At 69.7% G+C, this 23,037-nt stretch carries 19 protein-coding genes; 14 read left to right on the top strand and 5 right to left on the bottom strand.

Annotation, left to right across the window (positions count from 1 at the left end):
* Positions 1 to 8: 8 nt before the first annotated feature.
* Together G9U51_RS02450 and G9U51_RS17735 are read right to left on the bottom strand one after the other, a co-directional pair.
* Positions 9 to 1,805: an ABC transporter ATP-binding protein gene (locus G9U51_RS02450; protein WP_166192516.1), complete on the bottom strand. Its 1,797-nt coding sequence runs from the start codon at positions 1,803 to 1,805 to the stop codon at positions 9 to 11.
* On the bottom strand, positions 1,802 to 3,649 hold the full coding sequence (locus tag G9U51_RS17735; RefSeq protein ID WP_166192513.1) for an ATP-binding cassette domain-containing protein: 1,848 nt from the start codon (positions 3,647 to 3,649) through the stop codon (positions 1,802 to 1,804). The genes G9U51_RS02450 and G9U51_RS17735 overlap by 4 nt, the downstream gene beginning before the upstream one ends.
* Positions 3,650 to 3,736: 87 nt before the next feature.
* Between G9U51_RS17735 and G9U51_RS02440 the strand changes: the two genes are divergently transcribed.
* Genes G9U51_RS02440 through G9U51_RS02430 form a run of 3 tightly spaced genes read left to right on the top strand, consistent with a single transcriptional unit; the run spans position 3,737 to position 7,664 of the window.
* Positions 3,737 to 4,345: a hypothetical protein gene (locus tag G9U51_RS02440; RefSeq protein ID WP_166192510.1), complete on the top strand. Its 609-nt coding sequence runs from the start codon at positions 3,737 to 3,739 to the stop codon at positions 4,343 to 4,345.
* 27 nt (positions 4,346 to 4,372) lie between these two features.
* Positions 4,373 to 5,119 (top strand): ABC transporter ATP-binding protein, encoded by a 747-nt coding sequence (locus tag G9U51_RS02435; RefSeq protein ID WP_166192507.1) that lies wholly within the window; start codon positions 4,373 to 4,375, stop codon positions 5,117 to 5,119.
* 1 nt (position 5,120) lies between these two features.
* A complete protein-coding gene (locus G9U51_RS02430) occupies positions 5,121 to 7,664 on the top strand; it encodes an ABC transporter permease (RefSeq protein WP_166192505.1) in 2,544 nt (847 codons plus the stop codon).
* A gap of 274 nt (positions 7,665 to 7,938) precedes the next feature.
* Here G9U51_RS02430 and G9U51_RS02425 read toward each other — a convergent pair whose 3' ends face one another.
* Entirely contained in the window at positions 7,939 to 9,813 is a 1,875-nt protein-coding gene (locus G9U51_RS02425; protein WP_166192503.1) for a Na+/H+ antiporter, read from the bottom strand.
* A 103-nt stretch (positions 9,814 to 9,916) separates the two neighbouring features.
* On the opposite strand from G9U51_RS02425, the gene G9U51_RS02420 reads away from it, so the two are divergent.
* The 3 genes from G9U51_RS02420 to G9U51_RS02410 all read left to right on the top strand — a co-directional run bounded on the left by G9U51_RS02420 (position 9,917) and on the right by G9U51_RS02410 (position 11,620).
* On the top strand, positions 9,917 to 10,963 hold the full coding sequence (locus tag G9U51_RS02420; protein ID WP_166192501.1) for a S8 family serine peptidase: 1,047 nt from the start codon (positions 9,917 to 9,919) through the stop codon (positions 10,961 to 10,963).
* Between the two features lie 95 nt (positions 10,964 to 11,058).
* A complete protein-coding gene (locus G9U51_RS02415) occupies positions 11,059 to 11,277 on the top strand; it encodes a ribbon-helix-helix protein (protein ID WP_166192499.1) in 219 nt (72 codons plus the stop codon).
* On the top strand, positions 11,270 to 11,620 hold the full coding sequence (locus G9U51_RS02410; RefSeq protein ID WP_166192497.1) for a type II toxin-antitoxin system PemK/MazF family toxin: 351 nt from the start codon (positions 11,270 to 11,272) through the stop codon (positions 11,618 to 11,620). Before G9U51_RS02415 ends, G9U51_RS02410 begins: the two co-directional genes overlap by 8 nt.
* Positions 11,621 to 11,628: 8 nt before the next feature.
* On the opposite strand, the gene G9U51_RS02405 is transcribed toward G9U51_RS02410, so the two are convergent.
* Positions 11,629 to 13,278: a DUF885 domain-containing protein gene (locus tag G9U51_RS02405; protein ID WP_166192495.1), complete on the bottom strand. Its 1,650-nt coding sequence runs from the start codon at positions 13,276 to 13,278 to the stop codon at positions 11,629 to 11,631.
* 114 nt (positions 13,279 to 13,392) lie between these two features.
* Here G9U51_RS02405 and G9U51_RS02400 point away from each other — a divergent pair, with 114 nt between their 5' ends.
* Both G9U51_RS02400 and G9U51_RS02395 read left to right on the top strand, forming a co-directional pair.
* Positions 13,393 to 14,055, top strand: coding sequence for an MOSC domain-containing protein (locus G9U51_RS02400; RefSeq protein WP_166192493.1), 663 nt, complete (start codon positions 13,393 to 13,395; stop codon positions 14,053 to 14,055).
* 28 nt (positions 14,056 to 14,083) lie between these two features.
* The gene (locus G9U51_RS02395) at positions 14,084 to 14,860 is read left to right on the top strand and encodes a TSUP family transporter (protein WP_166192491.1); all 777 of its coding nucleotides are present in this window, start codon (positions 14,084 to 14,086) and stop codon (positions 14,858 to 14,860) included.
* A gap of 465 nt (positions 14,861 to 15,325) precedes the next feature.
* Here G9U51_RS02395 and G9U51_RS02390 read toward each other — a convergent pair whose 3' ends face one another.
* Positions 15,326 to 16,963 (bottom strand): acyl-CoA carboxylase subunit beta, encoded by a 1,638-nt coding sequence (locus tag G9U51_RS02390; protein WP_166192489.1) that lies wholly within the window; start codon positions 16,961 to 16,963, stop codon positions 15,326 to 15,328.
* A 25-nt stretch (positions 16,964 to 16,988) separates the two neighbouring features.
* Between G9U51_RS02390 and G9U51_RS02385 the strand changes: the two genes are divergently transcribed.
* The 6 genes from G9U51_RS02385 to purE are packed head-to-tail and all read left to right on the top strand — an operon-like array spanning position 16,989 to position 22,930.
* Positions 16,989 to 18,806 (top strand): biotin--[acetyl-CoA-carboxylase] ligase, encoded by a 1,818-nt coding sequence (locus G9U51_RS02385; protein WP_166192486.1) that lies wholly within the window; start codon positions 16,989 to 16,991, stop codon positions 18,804 to 18,806.
* A complete protein-coding gene (locus G9U51_RS02380; protein ID WP_166192483.1) occupies positions 18,803 to 19,582 on the top strand; it encodes an enoyl-CoA hydratase-related protein in 780 nt (259 codons plus the stop codon). Before G9U51_RS02385 ends, G9U51_RS02380 begins: the two co-directional genes overlap by 4 nt.
* 10 nt (positions 19,583 to 19,592) lie before the next feature.
* Positions 19,593 to 20,267 carry a response regulator transcription factor gene (locus G9U51_RS02375; RefSeq protein WP_166192481.1) on the top strand — a complete coding sequence of 225 codons (675 nt, stop codon included), beginning with the start codon at positions 19,593 to 19,595 and terminating at the stop codon, positions 20,265 to 20,267.
* A gap of 3 nt (positions 20,268 to 20,270) precedes the next feature.
* Positions 20,271 to 21,260, top strand: a complete 990-nt coding sequence (locus G9U51_RS02370) for a sensor histidine kinase (RefSeq protein WP_166192478.1) — start codon at positions 20,271 to 20,273, stop codon at positions 21,258 to 21,260.
* Between the two features lie 18 nt (positions 21,261 to 21,278).
* Complete coding sequence (locus G9U51_RS02365; RefSeq protein WP_166192475.1) at positions 21,279 to 22,439, top strand: 5-(carboxyamino)imidazole ribonucleotide synthase; 1,161 nt, start codon at positions 21,279 to 21,281, stop codon at positions 22,437 to 22,439.
* Positions 22,436 to 22,930, top strand: coding sequence for a 5-(carboxyamino)imidazole ribonucleotide mutase (purE, locus tag G9U51_RS02360; protein ID WP_166192471.1), 495 nt, complete (start codon positions 22,436 to 22,438; stop codon positions 22,928 to 22,930). The genes G9U51_RS02365 and purE overlap by 4 nt, the downstream gene beginning before the upstream one ends.
* The last annotated feature ends 107 nt before the right edge of the window (positions 22,931 to 23,037 follow it).

The raw sequence follows: 23,037 nt of genomic DNA, 5'->3' as shown, positions 1-23,037 counted from the left end.
CTCGGAGGCTACCGATACCCGGCAGCCTGGAGTTCGTAGAGCTGGGCGTAGTGCCCGCCGCGGGCGATGAGGTCGGCATGGGTGCCGACCTCGGCAACCTGACCCTGGTCGAGCACGACGACCAGGTCGGCGGCCGACACCGTCGAGAAGCGGTGCGTGACGAGCAAGGTGATGCCGCCGTTGTCGCGGGTGCGGCGGGCGGCTTCGGCATACCCGTCGAAGAGACGGTGCTCGGTCGCGGGGTCCAGGGCGGACGTCGGCTCGTCGAGCACGAGCAGCAGGGGGCGTTCGCGCATCATGCCGCGGGCGATCGCCAGCCGCTGCCACTGCCCGCCGGACAGCCCGACCCCGCCGGGCCAGTCGGTGCCGAGCTGGGTGTCCAGACCGTCGGGCAGCGCGCGGAGCACGTCGGTCGCGGAGGCGCGGGTGAGTGCGCCGCGCACGACGTCGTCGGTCGGCTCCTGCTCGAGATCGCCGAGGCCGATCGCGTCCCGCGCACTCACCTCGAAGCGCATATGGTCCTGGAAGGCGCCCGAGGAGCTGGCCCGCCAGCGCGGCAGGGATAGATCGCGCAGGTCGACACCGTCGATGGTGATCTCGCCCTCGTCGAGATCGTGGATGCCGGTGAGCAGCTTGACCAAAGTCGACTTGCCCGCGCCATTCTCACCGACGATCGCGACCGTGCTTCCGGCCGGCAGGTCGAGCGAAAGGCCAAGGAAGGTAGGGGTTTTCGCGCCCGGGTAGGTGAAGGTGACGTCTCGCAGCCGGATGCCTTCGGTCAACCGTTGCGGTGGTGACAGCGTGCCGGCGTGGATGGCGTCGACCTCGGCGACGTAATCCGAGAGCCACAGATAGCGCCGGCCCGCACGGACCATCCGCGAGGTCATGGTGAAGGTCCACGAGATCGACTCGACCGAGTCGCGGAAGTCACCGATGACGAGCACCGCGGTCGTCAGGGCGCCGACCGTCACCGCACCGTGGAGCGCGTCGCGCGTCATCCAGACGAGGATCGCGGTGGCGGAGAGCAGGTAGATCGTGCTGATCGCGCTGGTGAGCACCGAGGTATGCCGGGCCGCCACGACCGACGGCCGGCGCCAGGCGCGCACGGCCTCGGACGCGCGGGTGGCGATCTTGGCGCGGGCGCCCATGACCCGCAGTTCGGAGGCCGGGGTGGGCTCGACCATGGCGCCCATCAGGTGCCCGGACAGCCGGCCGGCCGGGGCGCTGGCGTGCTCGGCCTGCTCGTCCCACCGGGTGGTGAACTTCACCGCCCAGGTCGAAGGGATGGCCACGATGAGCAGTAGGAGCAGCCGCGGGTCGGCGAGCCAGGCGACCACGAAGGTCGTGATCGGGCTGGCGGCATTGTTGAAGGTGTTGACCAGGGCGTTGAAGGCACCCCCGAGCGCGCCGGAGCGCTCGGTGAAGCTCTGCATGCGGTCCTGGTGGGCGGGGTCGTCGAGGTGGTCGGTGGTGGCGACCGAGCCCGACAGCCGCCCGACGCGCTCCTCGAAGTCGTGACCGATCCGGTCGGTCATGTCGAGCCGGGCGTGCACACCGACGGTCATCAGCACGAACTGAAGTCCTTGGGAGACAACGATTCCCGCGCCTCCCCACCACACCAGGGCGACATCGTGCTGCAGCGCTCCGGTGACCAGGAGGCCGACCAGCAAGGGCACCAGGGCCTCGAGCACCCGGCCCACGGTCTCGAAGAGGCTGAGCACGAAAGCCCCCGGCCCGTTGCGCCAACTTGCCCCGACGAGGAAGCGGGTGGCGCGCAGCGCGCCCGGCTCGCTGACTGCACTCATCGAGCGTCCTCCGTCGTCGCGTCGGCCTGCTGAAAACGGGTGGCCTGCAGGGTGAACAGCTGCGCGTAGTCGCCGCCAGCTGCGAGTAGGTCCTCGTGTGAGCCGTCCTCGACGACGCCGTCCGGCCCGAGCACCACGATGCGTTCGGCGTGCCGCACGCTCGAGAGGCGGTGGCTGACCAGGATCGAGGTCACGCCACGCGTCGACTCCAGGAAGCGCTCGAAGATCTCCGACTCGACGCGCACGTCGAGCGCGGCGGTCGGCTCGTCGAGCACGAGCACCCCCGCACCAGCCGCGACGGCGGCGAAAGCCCTTGCGAGAGCTACCCGTTGCCACTGCCCACCGGACAGGTCGGTGCCACCGCTGTAGCCCGGATCGAGGGTCACGTCCCAGTCGCCGACGCGGTGCAGCACGTCCTCCGCGGCAGCACTGCGCAAGGCGCCGCTGGCGATGCGGTCGATCGCCACGTTGTCGGTCGCGATGCTCTCGTCGACCGGCAACAGCACGTTGTCGCGCAGCGAGAGGTGGTAGCGCACGAAGTCCTGGAAGATCACCGCCACCTGCCGGCGGGTGGCGTCGTCGGTGAACGGATCCTTGCCACCGACCCGCACGGTGCCGGAGTCCGGTGGATAGAGGCCGGCGAGCAATTTGATGAGCGTCGACTTGCCGACGCCGTTGACCCCGACGATCGCCACCGACTGCCCCGCCGGGATGGTCAGCGAAAGCCGTTGGAAGACAGGCGTGTTGCGCGAGGGATAGGTGAAGGAGATGTCGGACAGCTCGATCGACGCGGCGCGCCCGGCGACCGGCGTGGCGGCGACAGGGTGAGCGGCCGGGGGAGCGGCCGGCTGGGCGGCTGGGTGATCGGCAGGCGCGGCGGTCTCGAGAGCTGCCAGGCGCTCGGCATACGTCCGGGATCGGGCCGCCTGGGTGGAGGTGTCACCGAGGGGGCCGAAGGCCCGCATGCCGATCAGCGCCTGCAAGGTTGCGGTCAGGGTGGCGGTGCCCACCGCGCCCACCCAGGCATCCCGGATCAGCCAGACGGCGGCTCCGACCGAGACCGCGATCATCACCAGGCCCGATGCCAGGACCGGTCGCAGCGCCCGGTTGCGGCGTGCGGTGACGCCGAGTTGCGCTGTGCGCCAGGCGGATTGGTATTGCGCGAGGCACCACTCGGTGAGGCCGAAGAGCCGCACCTCCTTGCCGGGCGGGCGCCGGGTGAGCAGCTGCGCGAGATATTTCGCACGGCGCCCGTCGGTCTCCCTCAGCTCCAGCAGGTCGCGTTGCACCTGATGGACATAAGCGCCGAAGGTGCGGGCCATCACCAGCTGGACGACGAGCAGGGCCGCGGTGGCGAGCACCGACCAGCGGGCCAGCACCGCCAGGCTCATCAGGCCGGTGGAGCGCACCTGCAGACTGCGCCAGGCCTCACCGATCGACCACAGCCCGAAGTTGCCGCGCAGCTCGTCCAGCAGGCCGGTCAGCGGGCCGCTGCGGGCCGGGTCTTCCAAGTGGGCGATGCCGTGCGGGGCATTCGCCAGCGCGGCGAGGCGCGCGTGTTGGTCGGCGGTGACCGCGGCCTGATGGGCGGCGGAGCAGGCGGACAGGGCGTTGACCGCGATCGGCTGGAGGATGAGCGCGACGATCGTGAGCGCGAACCACCGCCATACATCCGCGGCCTCGCGGTGGGCCACCGCGGCGATGAACTGTGCGGTGCTGAGGATGCCCGTCAGGAAGGCGATCGCGGAGAGGGCGACCAGCAGCGAGCACGCCACGGTGAGCTTCGGCGAGGCGTGCCAGAGCGAGCGCCAGAAGGTGGCTTCACGCCGCAGGACGGTGGGCACGGGATCTCCTCGGGGAGTGGTTCGACTCAAGCGTCCCCGACGCTAGGCGGAGGGCTACTTCGACCGCCATAGGTTTAATCTGAGTAGGTGCGCACCGTGTATGTCGTCCGCTCACCCGACGCTGCCGCCGCCCTCGCCGACGGGCGCGGGCTGCCTTATCTCGCGCAGTACTTCACCACCGCGCGGTCGATCAAGGAGGCGGCCGACCGGCTGGGCGAGCCGCTGGCGAAGGTGCACTACTGGACCCGCCGCTGGCACGAGCTCGGCCTGCTCGAGGTGGTCGAGGAGCGGCGCCGCGGCGGCCGGCCGATCCGCGTCTACCGCACCGTGGCGCAACTGTTCGAGGTGCCCGCCGGCTCGTTGCCGCACGAGAAGTTCGAGGCCCGGATGGCGCGCAGCCGGCGGGTGCAGCGCGCCGCGGCCGAGGAGGCCGTCCCGGAGCTGCAGCATGCGGCGGTGCTTCGGGTCTACAACGAGGGCACCGACGGGCAGGTCAGCACGGACCGCACGACCGACGGGGCGGTGCGACGAGGCGACATCCTCAGCTGCGATTTCACCGTCCGCCTGTCCGCCGCCGACGCCCGACGGCTGCGCGACGAGCTCGAAGACCTGCGCAACCGGTGGCTCGAGCGCGGGACCGGACGGTCCGGCACGCATATGGTCGAGCTGGCGATCACCCCACTGCCCCAAGACTGACCCGAGGGGCCACATAGGCTCGGCGGTATGTCGCACCAGGTCGCCGCGCGCGCCGAGCACCTCGTCAAGGCGTATGGCGCCGGCGCGGCCGCCGTGCGCGCCCTCGACGATGTGACGGTCGAGTTCTATGCCGGGGAGTTCACCGCGATCATGGGTCCGTCCGGGTCGGGCAAGTCCACCCTGATGCACTGTATGGCGGCCCTGGACCAGCCCACCGAGGGCCGGATCCTGTTGGGAGACACCGAACTTGGCCGGCTCAACGACAACCGGCTGACCGCGCTGCGCCGCGACCAGATCGGCTTCGTCTTCCAATCTTTCAACCTGGTGCCGACGCTGACCGCCCAGGAGAACATCCTGCTGCCGCTGTCGATCGCCGGGCGCTCGCCCGACCCGGAGTGGTTCGACACGGTGATCGACACCGTCGATCTGCGCCCGCGGCTGAAGCACCGCCCCAGCGAACTCTCCGGCGGCCAGCAGCAGCGGGTGGCCTGCGCGCGGGCGCTGGTGAGCAAGCCCGAGATCGTCTTCGCCGACGAGCCGACCGGCAACCTCGACTCCACCTCGGGCGCGGAGGTGCTGGGCTTCCTGCGCCGGTCGGTCGACGACTTCGGGCAGACCATCGTGATGGTGACCCACGACCCAGTCGCAGCGTCCTACACCGACCGGGTGATCTTCCTGACCGACGGCCAGGTCAGGGACGAACTGCGTTCTCCCACAGCCGAATCCGTGCTGTCCAGGATGACCGCCCTCGACCCGCGCCGCGCGAGGTCTTGAGATGCTGCGAGCCACCTGGCGCAGCCTGATCGCGCGCCGGATGCGGCTGCTGATGAGCACCTTCGCGATCGTGCTCGGCGTGGCCTTCGTGGCCGGATCGCTCGTCTTCACCGACACCCTCGATCGGGCGTTCACCGGCATCGTGTCCGGCACCGTCGGCGATGTGATGGTGCGGCCGCAGGGAGCCCAGGCCAGCACCCGCGCGGGCACCACCGCGACCGTGCCCGTGTCGCTGGTCGCCCGCGTCAAACAGGTGCCGGGCGTGCGGGATGCCGTCGGCGAGGCCCGCTCACCCACCGTCTACGTGCTCGACAAGCGCGGCAAACCCCTTGGGGGACAAGGGGCCCCCGGCTTCGCCATGGGTTACCACACCCTCCCCGCGGCACACGGGATCCCGGCGCTCACGCTCACCGCCGGGCGGCCGCCCACCCGGGCGGGCGAGGTGACGATCGACCCGGCCACCGCGGGGGCGGCGGCATACCGCATTGGCGACACCGTCAGCCTGCTCACCGCCGGGACGCCACCACGGATCACCGCGCGGATCGTCGGCTTCGCGAAATTCGGCCAGGGCAGCCTCGTCGGAGCAACCCTGACGACCTTCGACCCGGCGACCGCCCAACGTCTCTTCGTCGGCAATTCCCGTGGCTACCAAGACATTTGGGTGACCGCCCAACCTGGAGTGTCTGACACCGAACTGCGCTCGCGGATCGCCGCGGTGCTGCCACGCGGGGTGCAGGCCGACACCGGTGACGCAGTCGCGAAGGAGAGCGGCGGGCAGATCAAGCAGGCGCTGGGCTTCATCACGACCTTCCTGCTGATCTTCGCGGGCATCTCGCTGCTGGTCGGCGGCTTCCTGATCGTGAACACCTTCTCGATGCTGGTCGCCCAGCGCAGTCGTGAGCTCGCGCTGCTGCGCGCTCTCGGGGCGCGGCGCGGCCAGGTCACCAGGTCCGTGCTCGCCGAGGCGCTGGTCGTCGGCCTGGTCGGGTCCACCGTCGGCCTCGGGCTCGGCTTCCTGCTCGCCATCGGCATCCGTGCGCTCTTCGCCCGCTTCGGGCTCGACCTGTCCGGCACCCCGCTCGTCTTCCGGGCTCGGACCGTGCTCGCGGCCTACGGGATCGGCATGGTGGTGACCGCGATCGCGGCGTATCTGCCTGCGCGACGGGCGAGTTCGATCCCTCCCGTGGCTGCGTTGCGCGACGACATCGCCTTGCCCGAGCGTGCCGTATGGCGGCGCTGGCACCTCGGCATGATCCTGCTCGGCGGCGCGGCCGGTGCGTTGATCAAGGCCAGCATCCGGCCGGTCCAGCACTCGACCTATGTGCTCGCCGTGGGCATGATCGCCGCGCTCTTCGCGGTCATCCTGATCAGCCCGGTGGTCGCCCGGCCGGTGCTGCGCGCGGCCGGCGTGCCCTATCGCTGGATCTTCGGTGCCGTCGGGCGGCTGGCCGAGGAGAACAGCCTGCGCAATCCCCGGCGCACCGCCGCCACTGCGTCGGCGCTGATGATCGGCATGACGCTGGTGTCGATGATGACCGTCTTCGGTGCCTCGGCCAAGTCGAGCGTGGACGCCTTGATTGCCGACAACTTCACCGGAGATTACGTCGTGTCCAGCCAGACCGGCATACCGTTCTCTCCGTCACTGGCCGACTCGATGGCGAAAGTGCCTGGCGTGCAAGAGGTTTCGCGGTTGCGGTATTCGCCCGCGCAGATCGGCACCGACAAGGATGCGTTGGCGGGGATCGAGCCGCGCACCTTCGGTGACATCGTCAAGATCGAGCTGGTCGCCGGCCGGATGCCGGCCGTGAAGGGTCACACCCTGCTGGTGCAGGACGATGTGGCGGCCCAGCGCCGGCTCGGCGTCGGCTCGAAGGTGCCGGTCTCGCTCGGCGGACGTCCGGCGACCTTCACGGTGATCGGGATCTTCAAGAAGAGCCCGGCGATCCTCGTGCGTTATCTCACCAGCCTCGAGGGGTATGCCGCCGCGGGCGGGCGCCCGCAGGACACCTTCGTCTACGTCATCCAGCGGGGCGGCGCGGATCCTGCGGCGGTGGAGCGGCGACTGCAGCAGATCGTCGCGCCGGTGCCGACGGTCACCGTGAAGAACCAGCAGGAGTTTGCCGCCCAGCAGCACGAGCAGATCGACACGCTGCTGCGGATCATTTACGCCCTGCTCGGCCTCGCGGTGATCATCGCCGTGCTCGGCATCGTCAACACCCTCGCGCTGTCGGTGATCGAGCGGACGCGCGAGATCGGGCTGCTGCGCGCCGTCGGCCTGAGCCGGCGACAGTTGCGGCGGATGGTGCGCCTCGAAGCGGTCGTCGTGTCCTTGCTCGGCGCGGTGCTCGGCGTCGCCTTGGGGGTCGCGCTCGGTTATGCGCTCCAGCGGTCACAACGCGACCAGGGCATCACCGTGCTCGCCGTCCCGTGGACCCAGCTCGGTCTGTATGTCGTCCTCGCCGCTCTCGTCGGGGTGCTCGCGGCGTGGCTGCCTGCCCGCCGCGCGGCGCGGCTGGACGTGCTGCGCGCTATCGCCACCGAATAGGCGGGTGCGTCCGCGTGGGCGCACGAACGGTGCTGCGCAACTGCGGACGCTGCCGGGGGGTACGGCGGGTGTGTCCGCGTGGGCGCACGAGCGGTGGTGCGCAACTGCGGACGCTGCCGGGGGGTACGGCGGTGCGTCCGCGTGGACGCACGAACGGTGGTGCGCAACTGCGGACGCTGCCGGGGGAGGGTACGGCGGGTGTGTCCGCGTGGGCGCACGAGCGGTGGTGCGCAACTGCGGACGCTGCCGGACGCTGCCGGGGGTATGGCGCCGCTCAGCCGAGGCGCTGGTCGATATAGCACCACCGCCAGGCCTCACCCGGCTCGAAGCTGCGCATCACCGCGTGACCGGTCTCCTCGAAGTGGCGGGTGGCATGCCGGCCGACGCTGGAGTCGCAGCAGCCGACGTGTCCGCACTCCAGGCACAGCCGCAGGTGCACCGGGTTGGTGCCATCGCGCAGGCATTCGGGACAGCCTTCCGGCGTGAGCGGCTCGACCGCGGCCGGCGCGCAGTTCAGGTGCTCGCAGCCGAACTGGCGCTGCTCGGGGGTCAGCAGCAACTGCTCGCGGCTGTTGGCCTCGCGGTCGTCGATCACGGTCAGCATCGACTCCTCGATGTCCAGGCTGCTCATGACCTCGCTCAGCACGTCGTGGTCCATGACGCCCTTGTCACGCAAGGTGATCACTTTGCCCCGCTCGGCGTCGAGCATCATCCCGCGCAGCCGCCGATAGGACTGACCGGGTGTTTCGGACTCGGCGGACCCGAGGCCGAGGCGTTCCCACGCGGCATTGGCGCGGCGGTCGCTCTGGGTGCGCAGGGCGGACACCACCTCATCCGGCACGTTGTGCGCGTCGGCGAGCACGTCGTCCAGGCGTCGTTCGCCCGCGTTGATCGCGAGTTGCATCAGCTGAGCGCGCTGCAGCGCGTCCTCGCGCGGATCCGGCCCGTGCAGGTCCAGCCTCCGGGCGACCCAGCCGAGCGAAAACCCTTGCAGCGCAAGGGTGCCGATCGCCACGACCAGTGCGGTGAAGACGAGCGCCTCGCGTTCTGGGGTGTCACTCGGCAACAGGAACGCGGCCGCCAAGGTGACCACACCCCGCATACCGGCCCAGGAGACGATCGCCGACTCGCGGGGCCGCAGCGGGTCGCGGATGATCGAGAATCGGCGGCCGACATACGCCCACGTCAGCACGTAAAGGGGCCGGACGAGCAGCACGGTGACCAGCACCGCGGCGGCGAAGAGCGCGGTGCGCGCGAGGCCGAGACGGGAGTGCTGGACCGCCGTCAGGATCTGGTGCACCTGCAGGCCGATCAGCAGGAAGACCAGGTTTTCCAGCAGGAACTGGATCGAGGCCCAGTTGATGCGCTCGGCCATCCGCGACTGCGCGGTCTGGATGCGCGGCGCCTGGTGGCCGACGAGCACGCCACAGACCACGACCGCGATGACGCCGGAGGAGTGCAGTTCTTCCGCGGGCAGGTAGGCGATCCAGGGGGTCATGAAGGACAGCGCGACCGAGGTGAGGGTGTCGGTGATGTGCTTGCGCACCAAGGCGATCAGCTTGGCTGCGACATAGCCGATCAGCACCCCACCCAGGGCGGCGCGGGCGAAGTCGAGCAGAGTGCCACCGACCGACAGCGACCCGGTGAAGGCCGCGACGGCGGTGCTCACGGTGACCAGTGCCGTCGCGTCGTTGAAGAGCGACTCGCCCTCCAGCACCGCGACGACGCGGCGTGGCAGACCGATGCGCCGGGCGACGGCGGTTGCGGCCACCGCGTCGGGTGGCGCCACCACGCCACCGAGCGCAACGGCGATCGAGAAGGGCACGGCGGTGAGCAAGGCCCAGGCCACCCCACCGACCGCGAAAGCAGTCACCAAGACCGCGACCACCGACAGGCTGAGGATCTGAAACCTGTTGCGCCCCAAGTCGATCAGCGAGGTGTTGATCGCCGTGGCATACAGCAGCGGCGGCAGGAAGCCGAGCAGGATGACCTCGGGTTCGACCGCGACATCCGGCACGAAGGGGAGGAAACCGGCGCCGATGCCCACTGCGGTCAGCAGCAGGGGCGCCGACAGCCCGATGCGGCGGGCGATGGCGGCGACGGCGACGACGGTGGCGGTCAGGGCGAGGAGTGCGAGGGCGATCTGCACCGCACAATCCTGCCAGACGCCGATCCTGCGGTTATACCTACGATTTGGTAAGGAGCATGCCAGGGTGGGTGGCGTCCGTCACACCGACCTAGGAGGACTCCTCATGAGTCGCACGACCACCGCGAGCCTCGCCGCCGCGGCCGCGCTGGCCCTCGGCACTGCGGTCGCCCCGGCCGCCAACGCCACGACCAACGACCCCTATTACCCGAAGCTGTGGGGTCTGCAGACGGTCAACGCCGAGCAGGCCTGGCCGACCTCGACCGGCGCGGGCGTCACCGTCGCCGTCGTCGACACCGGCGTCGACCTCACCCAGCCCGATCTGGTCGGTCACCTGGTCCCCGGTGCGACCTTCGCCGGCTGCCCCACCCAGGGCGTCTCCTGCGGCAACGGCGACTGGAAGGGTTATGACGGCGTCGGCCAGCCCGACGACGTCCACGGCACCCACGTGTCGGGCATCGTCGCCGCGACGGCGAACAACGGCATCGGGGTCGCCGGCGTTGCGCCCGACGCCAAGATCATGCCGATCAAGGTCCTCGAGGGCGGGTCCGGCAACAACGTCGATATCGCCGCCGGCATCCGGTATGCCGCCGACCACGGCGCGAGCGTCATCAACCTGTCGCTCGGCTCGTTGCCCGGTGGGCAGGTGCTCGGACTGCTCGACACCACCGCGACCGACGCGATCAAGTACGCGCGCGACAAGGGCGTGCTGACCGTCGCGGCGGCGGGCAACTCCTCGACGGCGCTGTGCAATGACCCGGCGTTCAACTCCGTCGCGATCTGCGTCGGGGCGATCGGGCCGCGCAACCTCAAGGCGTACTACTCGGAGTTCCCGATCAAGCCGGACCTGAATACCGTTGCGGCGCCTGGCGGTTCGGGCCTGAGCGACGACGAGAACATCTGGTCCAGCGTGCCGCAGGGCACCGGCGCCAATGGTGGCGACTATGCCTCCTTCGCCGGCACCTCGATGGCCACGCCGCATGTCGCGGGCGTCGCAGCGTTGCTCTTCGCCCAGGGGCGCGGCGTCGACAATGTGCAGAAGTCGTTGCAGGACACCGCGATCAACCCGCTGACCGGCATTCGCGGCGGCTACTCGCTGCAGTACGGCCGCGGTGTCGTCGACGCGGCGGCAGCGGTGCAAGCAACTCGCTGATTCAGCCACGAGAGGGCGCGGGCCGCGAACGCTGACGGCCCGCGCCCTCCGTGTTGGCCCGGAGGCTAGGTATCCCAAGCGGTATACTCGCGGGCATGGCGACGACGATCAAGGTCAGCGAAGAACTGCGCGATCGGATCAACCGGGACGCCCGCGAGCACGGCATGACCGCGGCCGGTCTGATCGAGCGGCTGCTCGATGCCCACGACCGCCGCCAGCGCATGGACGCCTTCGGGGCGGCGATCCAGCAGGCGGACCAGGCGTATCGGGATGAGACCGCTGCGTGGGACCGCGCGTCGTCCGGCGATGACTGAGCTGAGGCGGGGCTCGGTGATCTGGGTCGAGCTCGACCCGGTGCGCGGGCGCGAGCAAACCGGCCGACGCCCAGCGCTCGTGGTCGCCAGCGACCTCTACCTCGCCCAGGCCGACACGCTCGCGATCGTCATACCCGGCACGACCACCGATCGCGGGTGGCCCAACCACGTCCCGCTGCGTGGACCGGACCTGACGCTCAGCGTGCCCACCTTCGCGATGACCGAGCAGCCGCGCACCGTCGCCCGCGACCGGATCGTTGGCACCGCAGGGCAGGTCGACGTCGCGACGATGCGCGACGTCGACCTGTGGTTGCGGGACTTTCTCGCCCTGCCGGGCCGCTGACCGGCAGCTCAGAGCTCGCCGAGGACCGCCTCGCGCAGCGTGTCCAGCCCGACGCCGCCGATGTCGAGCGCCCGCCGGTGGAAGGCTTTGAGGTCGAACTGCTCGCCTTCCCGCTCGCGCACCTGGTCGCGCAGCTGCAGCCACAGCCGCTCGCCGATCTTGTATGCCGGAGCCTGCCCCGGCCAGCCGAGATAACGGTCCAACTCGAACCGCAGGAAGCCCTCCGCCATGTCGGCGTGAGCGGTGAGGAAGCGCCAGGCCTTGTCGTAATCCCAGGCCCCGCCGCCGACCTCCGCCGGGGCGTCGAACCCGCAGTGGATGCCGATGTCCAGCACGACCCGAGCGGCCCGCAAGGACTGCCCGTCATACATGCCCATCTTGTCGCCGGGGTCGTCGAGATAACCCAGCTCGTCCATCAGCCGCTCGGCATACAGCGCCCAGCCCTCACCGTGGCCGGAGGTCCAGGCGTCCATGCGGCGCCAGTTGTTGAGCAGGCCCGAGCGATACATCGTCTGGGCGACCTGCAGGTGATGTCCGGGGACGCCCTCGTGGTAGACCGTGGTGAGTTCGCGCCAGGTGCCGAAGTCTTCGACGCCCTTGGGGACCGACCACCACATCCGCCCCGGCCGGGAGAAGTCCTCGCTGGGGCCGGTGTAGTAGATGCCGCCGGACTGGGTCGGCGCGATCTTGCACTCGATGGTGCGCACCGGCTCGGGGATGTCGAAGTGCACATCGGCGAGCTCGCGGATCGCCTCGTCGGCCTTGGTCTGCATCCACTGCTGCAGGGCGTCGGTGCCGTGCAGCTGATAGCGCGGGTCCTGCTCGAGAGCGGTCATCGCCTCCTTGACGCTGGCGCCGGGTTTGATCTGCTCGGCGACCTTGCGCATCTCGCCGGTGATCCGGGCGAGTTCCTCCTGGCCCCAGGCGTAGGTCTCCTCCAGGTCGATCTGGGCGCCGAGGAACTGGCGGGAGTAGAGGGGGTAGCGTTCGCGCCCGACGGCGTCCTGCTCGGGTGCCTTGGGCAGGATCTCCTCGCGCAGCCGTTCGCCCGCTCGCCGGTATGCCGCAGCGGCGACGCCCGCCTGGTCCTTGAGCCCGGGGTGCTCCTTGGCGAGATTGGCGAAATAGCCGTCGCCGGCGGTGTGGTCCTGGGTCTGCTTGATGCAGGCCTCGACCTGGCGGCGAGCGGCGACATCGCCCTTGGTGGCGGCGGCGTGCAAGGACTCGAACCACTGGTCGAGCGCGCGCGGCATCGCCTCCAGGCGGCGGCCGATCGTGGCGACCTGCTCCTCGGTGTCGGTCGGCATCAGGTCGAGGATGTCGCGCATCTCCTGCATCGGAGAGGCAATCACGTTGAGCGACATGAGGTTCAGCCCCGCCGCGTCGACCTCGAGCGCGAGGCCGAGGCGCTCGCGCATGGCCGCCACGGTGACCTTGTCGACGTCATCGGCCGGCTGTTCCTGCTCCAGCGCGGCCAGCGTTTCGCGGGCGAGCGCGGCGTGCTGCTCATAACCGGCGGGCGAGAAGTCGTCGAGCTGGTCGTCCGCGCCGGGGACACCGAGATAGGTGGCAGTGATCGGGCTCAGCTGCGCGGTGCGCTCGTGGTGGCGGTTCGCGATGGCATCGATGGCGGTGGGAGTGCGTGTGGTGTCGGTCACAGACGCGAACCTACCCGGCGGGAGGGGCCGCGCGCGAAGGGGATTCGCGGTGGCGCCGAGCCCGATCGCCTGCGCATGCTGGACTCTCACCGTCCCGCCTGCCGAAGGAGCCGTATGCCGTCCGGTCGCGTCCTGTCCGTCAACGTGGGGTCAGCCGAGCCCAACGGCGCGAAGGCGACCCCGACCGGCATACGCAAACTCCCGGTCGAACAGATCGAGGTGCGGGCGCCCGGCCCCCGGCGGGGCGGCCTCGGCTCGGGCGTGGTCGGCGACTTCATCGGTGACCGCAAGCACCACGGCGGCGACGCGCAGGCGGTGTATGCCGTGGCCCGGGAGCAACTCGACTTCTGGGGCGAGCTGCTGGAGCGACGGCTCGACGACGGCTGGTTCGGTGAGAACCTCACGATCGAGGGTTTCGAGGTCGACCGCGCGCTGATGGGGGAGCGCTGGCGAGTCGGCGAAACCGTATTGCGGGTGAGCGGTCCGCGCGTCCCGTGCGGCACCTTCCGGCAACACATGGGGGTGCGGGGTTGGCTGAAAGCCTTTGTGACACATGGGCTTTCGGGTGCCTATCTCGCGGTTGAGCAGCCGGGCGTGATCCGTCCGGGCGACCAGGTCGAGCTGCTCGAGAAGCCCGCCCACGACATTGACCTGCCGGTGGTGTTCCGGGCGTTCCACGGCGATGCCGAGGCGGCGCGGCGGTGCATGGACGCGCGCGTGCTCGACGACGAGCACCACGCCGAGCTGGTGGAGGGGCTGAGGCGGATCGGCGGCTGACCGATCCCGAGGCTAGGCTCGCCGCGCGATGCCGGACCTGCTCACCACCCTGCTGCTGATCCTCGCGGCCTTCGGTGCCGGGTGGATCGATGCGGTCGTCGGCGGGGGTGGGCTGATCCAGTTGCCCGCGCTGATGATTGCTTTCCCCTCGGCCGCGCCGGCCCAACTCCTCGCCACCAACAAGCTCGGCTCGATCTGCGGCACCTCGACCTCGTCGATCACCTATGCGCGGCGGGTGCGGCCCGAGCTGCGCACGGTGGCTTATCTGGCGATCCCGGCCTTCGCCGGCGCGCTGGTCGGCGCGGTGATCGCCTCACATATCCCGCGGTCGGCGTTCAACCCGGTGATCCTCGTGGTGCTCGTCGCGGTCGGCGCCTACACGCTGCTGCGGCCGAATGTCGGCGATGTGACGGCGCTGCGGTTCAGCGGTCGCCGGCATTACGGCACGGCGGGGCTGGTGGGTTTCTTCATCGGGATGTATGACGGGGCGCTCGGCCCGGGCACCGGCTCGTTCCTGGTGTTCGCGCTGGTCGGCCTGCTCGGATATCGCTTCCTGGACGCCTCGGCCAAGGCGAAGATCGCCAATTTCGCCACCAACCTCGCCGCGCTGGTGATCTTCGTGCCACAGGGCGTGGTGCTGTGGGGTCTCGGCCTCGCGATGGGCGTGGCGAATATCGCCGGCGCCTATCTCGGATCGCGTATGGCGGTCGCGCGCGGCTCGCGCTTCATCCGGGCGGTTTTCGTCGTGGTGGTGGGGGCGTTCATCGTCAAGATCGGCGCCGACACCCTCCGCCAACTCCTCTAACCCGAAACGTCAGTAATTCCTCGCGAAACGTCACTTAAACCTCGCGAAACGTCAGTAATTCCTCGCGAAACGTCACTTAAACCTCGCGAAACGTCAGTAGTACCTCGCGAAACGTCAGTAGTACCTCGCGAAACGTCACTCATAACCCGCGAGGCGTTAGGAGAACCGGGTCCGGTCAGCGGGCGCTGGGCAGCCCGCTCGAACGCCAGGTGCGGCGTTCGCGCCCCGCCCACTGTGACTGCCTGACGGGAGGACCGGTGTCCTTGTTCACCTGACTGGAGAGCACTACCACCACTGCGGCGATCTCCTCGGCCGTCGCGTGCTGCGGCGCGACGATGCGGATGGCAGCCTGAACGTTCCCCGGCTGTGACGTCTCGCGAGGATCTACTGACGTTTCGGGAGGATTTGGTGACGTTTCGGGAGGACTTGGTGACGTTTCGGGAGGACTTGGTGACGTTTCGGGGGTCATAGCGGGATATTGCCGTGCTTCTTGGGCGGCAGGTTCTCGCGCTTGGTGCGCAAGGCCCGCAACGCCCGGATGATCTGCACCCGCGTCTCGTGCGGCGGGATCACGGCGTCGACATACCCGCGCTCGGCGGCGATATAAGGGTTGGCGAGGGCGTCCTCGTATTCGCCGATGAGCTCCTGCCGCTTGGCCTCGACCGCCGCAGCGTCTCCGCCGCTCTCCTCCTCGACCGCGCGAATCTGCTTGCGGTACAAGATGTTCACCGCCCCCTGCGCCCCCATCACCGCGATCTGGGCGGTGGGCCAGGCGAGGTTGACATCGGCGCCGAGGTGCTTGGAGCCCATCACGTCATACGCACCGCCGTAGGCCTTGCGGGTGATGACGGTCACGAGCGGCACGGTGGCTTCGGCATACGCGAACAGCAGTTTGGCGCCGCGCCGGATGATGCCGCCCCACTCCTGGTCGGTGCCGGGCAGGAAGCCGGGCACGTCCACGAAGGTGACCACCGGGATGTTGAACGCATCGCAGGTGCGCACGAATCGCGCTGCCTTCTCGGATGCGTCGATGTCGAGCGTGCCCGCGAGTTGCCCGGGCTGGTTGGCGACGACACCGACCGGCTGCCCATCCACCCGCCCGAAACCGCACACGATATTGGGCGCGAACAGCTCGTGCACCTGCAGGAATTCGCCGTCGTCGCACACATGCTCGATCACGGTCACCATGTCGTATGGCGTATTCGGGCTGTCCGGCACCACCGTGTCGAGCTCGCGGTCGAGGTCGGTGATCGCCAGCTCGGCCTCGGCGACCGGCTCGTAGGCCACCGGCGCATCCAGGTTGTTGGGCGGCAGATAGGACAACAGGTCCTTCACATAGGCGATCGCGTCGTCCTCGTCGCTGCCGAGGTAGTGCGCCACCCCGGAGCGGGTGTTGTGGGTCCGCGCGCCGCCGAGCTCTTCGAAGCCGACGTCCTCGCCGGTGACGGTCTTGATGACATCCGGGCCGGTGATGAACATATGCGAGGTCTGGTCGACCATCACCACGAAGTCGGTGATCGCGGGGGAGTAGACCGCCCCGCCGGCGCAGGGGCCCATGACCAGCGAGATCTGCGGGATGACGCCCGAGGCGTGCACATTGCGCCGGAAGATCTCGGCATAAAGCCCGAGCGCGACGACGCCCTCCTGGATGCGGGCGCCGCCGGAGTCGTTGATGCCGATCACCGGGCAGCCGATCTTCATCGCCAGGTCCATGACCTTGCAGATCTTCTCGCCGAGCACCTCACCGAGCGAGCCGCCAAAGACCGTGAAGTCCTGGGAGAAGACGCACACGGTGCGCCCGTCGATGGTGCCGTAGCCGGTGACCACGCCGTCGCCATACGGCCGGTTCTGCTCCTGCCCGAAGGCGGTCGAGCGGTGCCTGGCCAGCGCGTCGAGTTCGACGAAGGAGCCGTCGTCGAGCAGCTGCTCCACCCGTTCGCGGGCAGTCTGCTTGCCCTTGGCGTGCTGGGCCGCAACGGCCCGCTCGGAGCCGGCGTGCACCGCTTCGTCGGTGCGTTGCTGGAGTTCTGCCAAACGACCGGCGGTGGTGTGGATGTCGATCCCCGAGTCGCCGGTGTTCTGCCGGTCGGACGCACTGGTCATGGGGACAGACTCTAGCCTTGGTGACGTGAGTCACGACGCGGACGGTGAAGGCGTGGGACGCGGTGCGCCGCCTCCCTGGTCCTCGGTGGAGCGGGTCGCCTCGATCGATTCCACCAATGCCGCGCTGTTGCGCGACCCGCGGCCCTGGCGTGCGCTCGTGGCGGACTACCAAACCGACGGCCGCGGCCGCCGGGATCGTGCCTGGGAAGCTCCGCCCGGTGCCTCGCTCGCCTTCTCCGCGGCGTTGCCCCTGCCGCACGAGACCGACCGGTGGGGCTGGGTGCCGCTTCTGGTCGGCCTCGCGGCCCGGCGGGCCATCGCCACCGCGGCCGGCCTGGACGTCGGGCTGAAGTGGCCCAACGACGTCCTCGTGCGCGACGGCGACCAGTGGCTCAAGCTCGGCGGCATCCTGTGCAATGCCACCGGCGGTGACTTCCCGGTCGTGGTGGTCGGCGTCGGCATCAACCTCTTCCAGACCCGCGAGCAACTCCCCACCACACAAGCCACGTCGATCGCGTTGTGCGGCAAGCAGATTGACACCGAAGAACTCATCAACGCCCTGCTCGTCGAGCTCGCGCGCGTGCACGATGCCTGGCACACCGACCGGCTCGACGACGAATATCGGGCGGCGTGCGTCACGATCGGGCAGGAGGTGCGGGTGCAGGTCGCCGACGATCGCGAGGAGATCGGCGACGCGGTCGACATCGACACCTCGGGCCGGCTGATCCTCGAGACGCCGCGGGGCCGCACCCCCCACGCCGTCGGTGACGTCGTGCACGTCCGGCCGCGCGAGCCCCGCGAACGGCATACGACCGAGCAGGTGCGCGCCGCGACGGTCGAGCGGGCGGCCTTCGTCGACTCCATCGAGCAGCGGCTCATGGGCGCCCCGCGCACGCTGCGCCGCGCCGACGTCAGCCAGGCCGCCGGCATCCCCCCGGAGGTGAGCCGGAGGTTCTGGCGGGCGCTCGGTTTCGCCAACGCGCGCGACGAGGACGTCGTGTTCAGCGAGTCGGATGTCGCGGCCGTCCGCGGGGTGATGAGTCTCATCGCCGACGGACTGGTCGACGAGACCACCGCGCTCGGCATCACCCGCGCCGTCGGCCGCAGCACCGACCGGATGGCGATGTGGGTGCTGCAGCTGGTGACCGACATGTTCACCGCGGACGGTGAGGTGGACGAGACGACCGCGCGCAGCGCAGCCGATCGGGCCGCGATCATCGCCGACCGCTTCACGCCGCTGCTCGACTATGTATGGCGGCGCAATCTCACCGTCGCGATCTCGCGGCTGATCGCCGACTCCGAACCGGAGTCCCACATCGGTGTGGTCCGCACCGTCGGGTTCGCCGACCTGGTCAACTTCACCCAGCTGGTGCGCCAGATGGGCGAGCGCGAGCTCGCCGCGCTCATCGTGACCTTCGAGACGATCGCCTCGGATGTGGTCAGCCAGCACGGCGGCGCGCTGGTGAAGACGGTCGGTGACGAAGTCCTCTACTCCCACACCTCGATCGAAGGGGCGGTCGCCATCGCCGTCGACCTGATCGAGGCGACCGCCGCCAACGACCTGTTGCCGCGCATGCGGATCGGTATGGCGACCGGCCGGGTCCTCGCCCGCCTGGGCGACATCTACGGCACGACCGTCAATCGGGCGGCGCGCCTCACGACGGCGGCGGCTCCAGGCACGATCCTGGCCGACGCCGATATTGCGCGCACGGTGGCGATGCGGCCGGATCTGGACACCCGCCCCTATCGCGCGGTGCAGTTGTCCGGGCTCGGCGAGCTCACCCCGTGGACGATCACGCGTCATGGCACCAGCGACCCCGACACCGAAGGAGAGTCTCGATGATCACCCAACATCGCCACGGCGACGGCGATCACGTGGCCGAGCTGGTGCTCGACCGCCCGGAGGCGATGAATGCCGTGTCCACCGCGATGGCCGAGGCGCTCGCCGCGGCCACCGCGCAACTCGCCGCCGACGAGGGCGTGCGCTGCGTGGTCGTTACCTCCTCGCATGACAAGGCCTTCTGTGTCGGCGCGGATTTGAAGGAGCGCAACGGTTTGAGCGACGCGCAGCTGGTGCAACAGCGGCCGGTGGCGCGGTCGGCATACGGCGGGGTGCTCGATCTGCCCATGCCCACGATCGCCGCGGTCGACGGCTACGCACTCGGCGGTGGGGCCGAGATCGCGCTGTCCTGCGATGTGATCGTGGCCGGCGAGGGTGCGACGCTCGGGCTGCCCGAGGTGTCGGTCGGCGTCATCCCCGGGGGCGGCGGCACCCAGTTGCTCGCCCGCCGGATCGGCTGGGGACGCGCCGCGCGGGTGATCTTCACCGCGGAGAAGTTCACCGCGGCCGACGCGCACGCACTCGGCTTCGTCGAGGAGGTCGTGCCGGCCGGCAGGGCGCGCGACCGGGCACTCGAACTCGCGACCCTTATCGCAGCGAATTCGCCTGTGGGACTAAGGAATGCGAAGAAGGCGATGCGCCGCGGTCTGGACGCCGACCTGGCGACCGGCCTCGAGGTCGAGGACGCCTGTTGGCGGGCCACGGCATTCTCGGGGGACCGCGCCGAGGGCGTGCGCGCCTTCGCCGAGCGTCGCAAACCTCAGTGGCCGGGACGGTAGGTTGCTCGCCATGACTCGTGTGCTGTTGGCGGAGGACGACACTGCCATCTCCGAGCCGCTCGCCCGTGCGCTGCGCCGGGAGGGCTACGACGTGGTGGTGAGCGACGACGGCGCGCAGGCGCTGGAAGAGGCGCGCACGGTGCCCGATCTGGTGATCCTCGATCTCGGGTTGCCCACCATGGACGGACTCGAGGTATGCCGGCGCTTGCGTGCCGACGGCGTTTTCGTGCCCGTCCTGATCCTGACTGCGCGGGCCGACGAGGTGGACACCGTGGTCGGCCTGGACGCTGGCGCCGATGACTATGTCACCAAGCCCTTCCGGCTGGCCGAATTGCTGGCTCGGGCGCGGGCGTTGCTGCGTCGGACGCCACCGGACGAACAGTCCGGACCCGGGCTGCAGATCGACTTCGCCGCACGACGAGTCTTCTTGGGCGGCAACGAGATTCACCTCACCGCCAAGGAGTTCAACCTGCTGGCGGTGCTCGTGCGCGAGCAGGGGCGTGTGGTCTCGCGAGAGCAGCTGATGCACGAGATCTGGGCGACCAACTGGGTGGGTTCGACCAAGACCCTCGACATGCACATCTCGGTGCTGCGCCGCAAGCTCGGCGACAGCGCGACCGACCCCAGCTTCATCAGCACGGTGCGGGGCGTCGGGTTCCGCTTCGAAGTCCCGCTCGAGAGTTGAGCGGTGCAGCGGCGGATCCTGCGGGCCACCCTGGTGGCGGTGATCGCGGCGCTGACCATCGTCACGATCCCGGCCCTCGTTGTGGCGATCAGTTGGCAACGTCGTCTCGCCCTGGTGGCGTTGGTCCTGCTGGCTGCTGCGATCGGGTATGTCGTCGCGCGGCGCGCCGGTCGCCAGATCTCCGCACCGATCGAGGAGCTCACCGGGCGGGCTGAATCGGCGGGTGAAGGCACTGCGATCTTCCAGCCGATGCGGTCGGGTATCGACGAGATCGACCGGTTGTCCCAGGTCTTCGAGCGGCGCGCGGGCGAGCTGTCGCGACGCCTTGCTTCCGAGCGTGAGTTCGCCTCTGACGCCAGCCACCAACTGCGAACCCCGTTGACAGCGTTGTTGATTCGGCTCGAGGAGATCTCGATGACCGACGACCTCGACTTCGCGCGGGACGAGGCGACCACCGCGATCGCGCAGGTCGAACGACTGACCGCGGTGGTCGACGAATTACTGGGCCGGGCGCGCACGTCGCCGGGCGGCCCGGTCGAACCGGTGTCGCTCGACGCGGTGATCGCGGCGATGCAGCGCGAGTGGCAGCCGGCCTTCGCAACCGCGCGACGCTCCATCCACGTCTTCGGCGAGCGTGGTCTGTGGGTGCTCACGACGCCGACCGCCCTGTCGCAGATCTTCTCCACCCTGCTGGAGAACGCCCTGCAGCACGGCCGCGGCACGGTCGAGCTGATGGCGCGGCACAGCGGCCCGTCAGTGGTGATCGAGGTGAGCGACAAGGGCGAGGGCGTCGACCCGAGCATCGCGGCGCGCGTCTTCGAGCGGCGGGTGTCGACCCGCGGGTCCGGCCTGGGGCTGGCGCTCGCCCGCGACCTGGCGACGGCGTCCGGTGGCCGGCTGGAGTTGCGCTCGATGCAGCCGGCCGTCTTCGCGCTCTTCCTGTCCGCGACCGAGCCGCCGGAGGGTGCCGCCTCGCGGCTGCCCGGTCGGTGACTCGATAGGGTTTGGCTCGTGACTGCGCCTCGTCATGCCCCTGGAGGCTTCCCCGTCGTCGGCATCATCGGCGGCGGGCAGCTCGCCCGGATGTGTGCCCCGCCCGCGGTCAACCTCGGCCTGACGCTGTCGGTGCTCGCCGAAGGCCCGGATGCGGCGGCTGCATTGGTGACGCCGTCCGCGCCGGTCGGCTCTTATTTGGATGTGGACGATGTCGTGCGGTTCGCGCGCGACTGCGATGTCGTCACCTTCGACCACGAGCACGTGCCGCAAGAGATCCTGCAGCGGCTGGTCGAGGCCGGCGTGGAGGTCCATCCAGGCCCGGAGGCGCTGCGGCACGCCCAGGACAAGTTGGTGATGCGAAAACGCCTGTCGGACATGGGGATTCCCGTGCCGGCTTGGGCGGCCGTGTCATCGCTCGAGGAGGTGTCGGCCTTCGCCGACGAGCATGGCTGGCCGGTCGTGCTGAAGACTCCCACCGGCGGGTATGACGGCAAGGGAGTCCTCGTCGCATCGTCGCCGGACGAGGCCCGCGAGTGGGTCGAGCGTGGCGGTGGGCTGCTGATCGAAGAAGCCGTGCCCTTCGTGCGCGAGCTCGCGGTGCTCGTGGCCCGCAGTCCCTCCGGTCAGGCCGCGGTCTGGCCGGTGGTGGAGACCGTGCAGACCGACGGCATCTGCACCGAGGTGCTCGCGCCTGCGCCGGACCTGCCCGAGGAGCTGGCGACTGCTCTGGTCGAGCGCGCGCTGCGCATTGCCGGGGAGCTCGGCGTCACCGGCGTGATGGCGGTCGAGGTCTTCCAGACGCGCGACGGCGGTTATCTGGTCAACGAGCTGGCGATGCGCCCGCACAACTCCGGCCACTGGACGATGGACGGGTCGGTCACCAGCCAGTTCGAGCAGCACCTGCGGGCCGTGCTGGACCTTCCGCTGGGCGACACGCGGGCCCGCAACCGGTGGACCGTGATGGGCAACGTGCTCGGCGGACAGTACCGAGAACTCTACCCGGCATACCGGCATTTGATGGCGCGCGACCCGGGGCTGAAGGTGCACCTCTACGGCAAGGGCGTGCGCCCGGGTCGCAAGATCGGGCATGTCAATGTGTTCGGTGACGATCTCGACGCGCTGCGCGAGCGCGCCCGGCATGCCGCCGACTATCTGCAGGGAACGGTGACCGAATGAGCGCTCAGGTCGGGATCGTGATGGGCTCCGACAGCGACTGGCCGGTGCTGGAGCAGGCGTCAATCGCGTTGGGAGAGTTCGGGATCGAGCACGAGGTCGATGTCGTCTCGGCGCACCGAATGCCGACCGAGATGATCGCGTATGGCGAGCGCGCGGCCGGCCGTGGACTGCAGGTGATCATCGCCGGCGCCGGGGGAGCGGCGCACCTGCCGGGCATGCTGGCCTCGGTGACGCCATTGCCGGTGATCGGGGTGCCGGTGCCGCTGAAGTACCTGGACGGGATGGATTCGCTGCTGTCGATCGTGCAGATGCCCGCCGGCGTGCCGGTGGCCACGGTGTCGATCGGCGGGGCGCGCAATGCCGGCCTGCTCGCTGCGCGGATCATCGGGGCGAGCGATGCCGCGGTGCAGGAGCAGATGGTGGACTTCCAGGCCTCGCTGAAGGCCCAGGCGCAGGCCAAGGGCGACGCCCTCCGCGCGAAACGTCAGTAATACCTCGCGAAACGTCACTAGTTCCCCGCGAGCCGTCACTAGTTCCCCGCGAAACGTCACTAGTTCCCCGCGAAACGTCAGTAAAGCCTCGCGAGGCGGCACGGCCG

The sequence above is a fragment of the Metallococcus carri genome, from assembly GCF_011440275.1.
GTDB lineage: Bacteria > Actinomycetota > Actinomycetes > Actinomycetales > Dermatophilaceae > Metallococcus > Metallococcus carri.
Note: the sequence above shows the minus strand (reverse complement) of the source record. Positions and strands in the feature narration are given on the sequence as shown.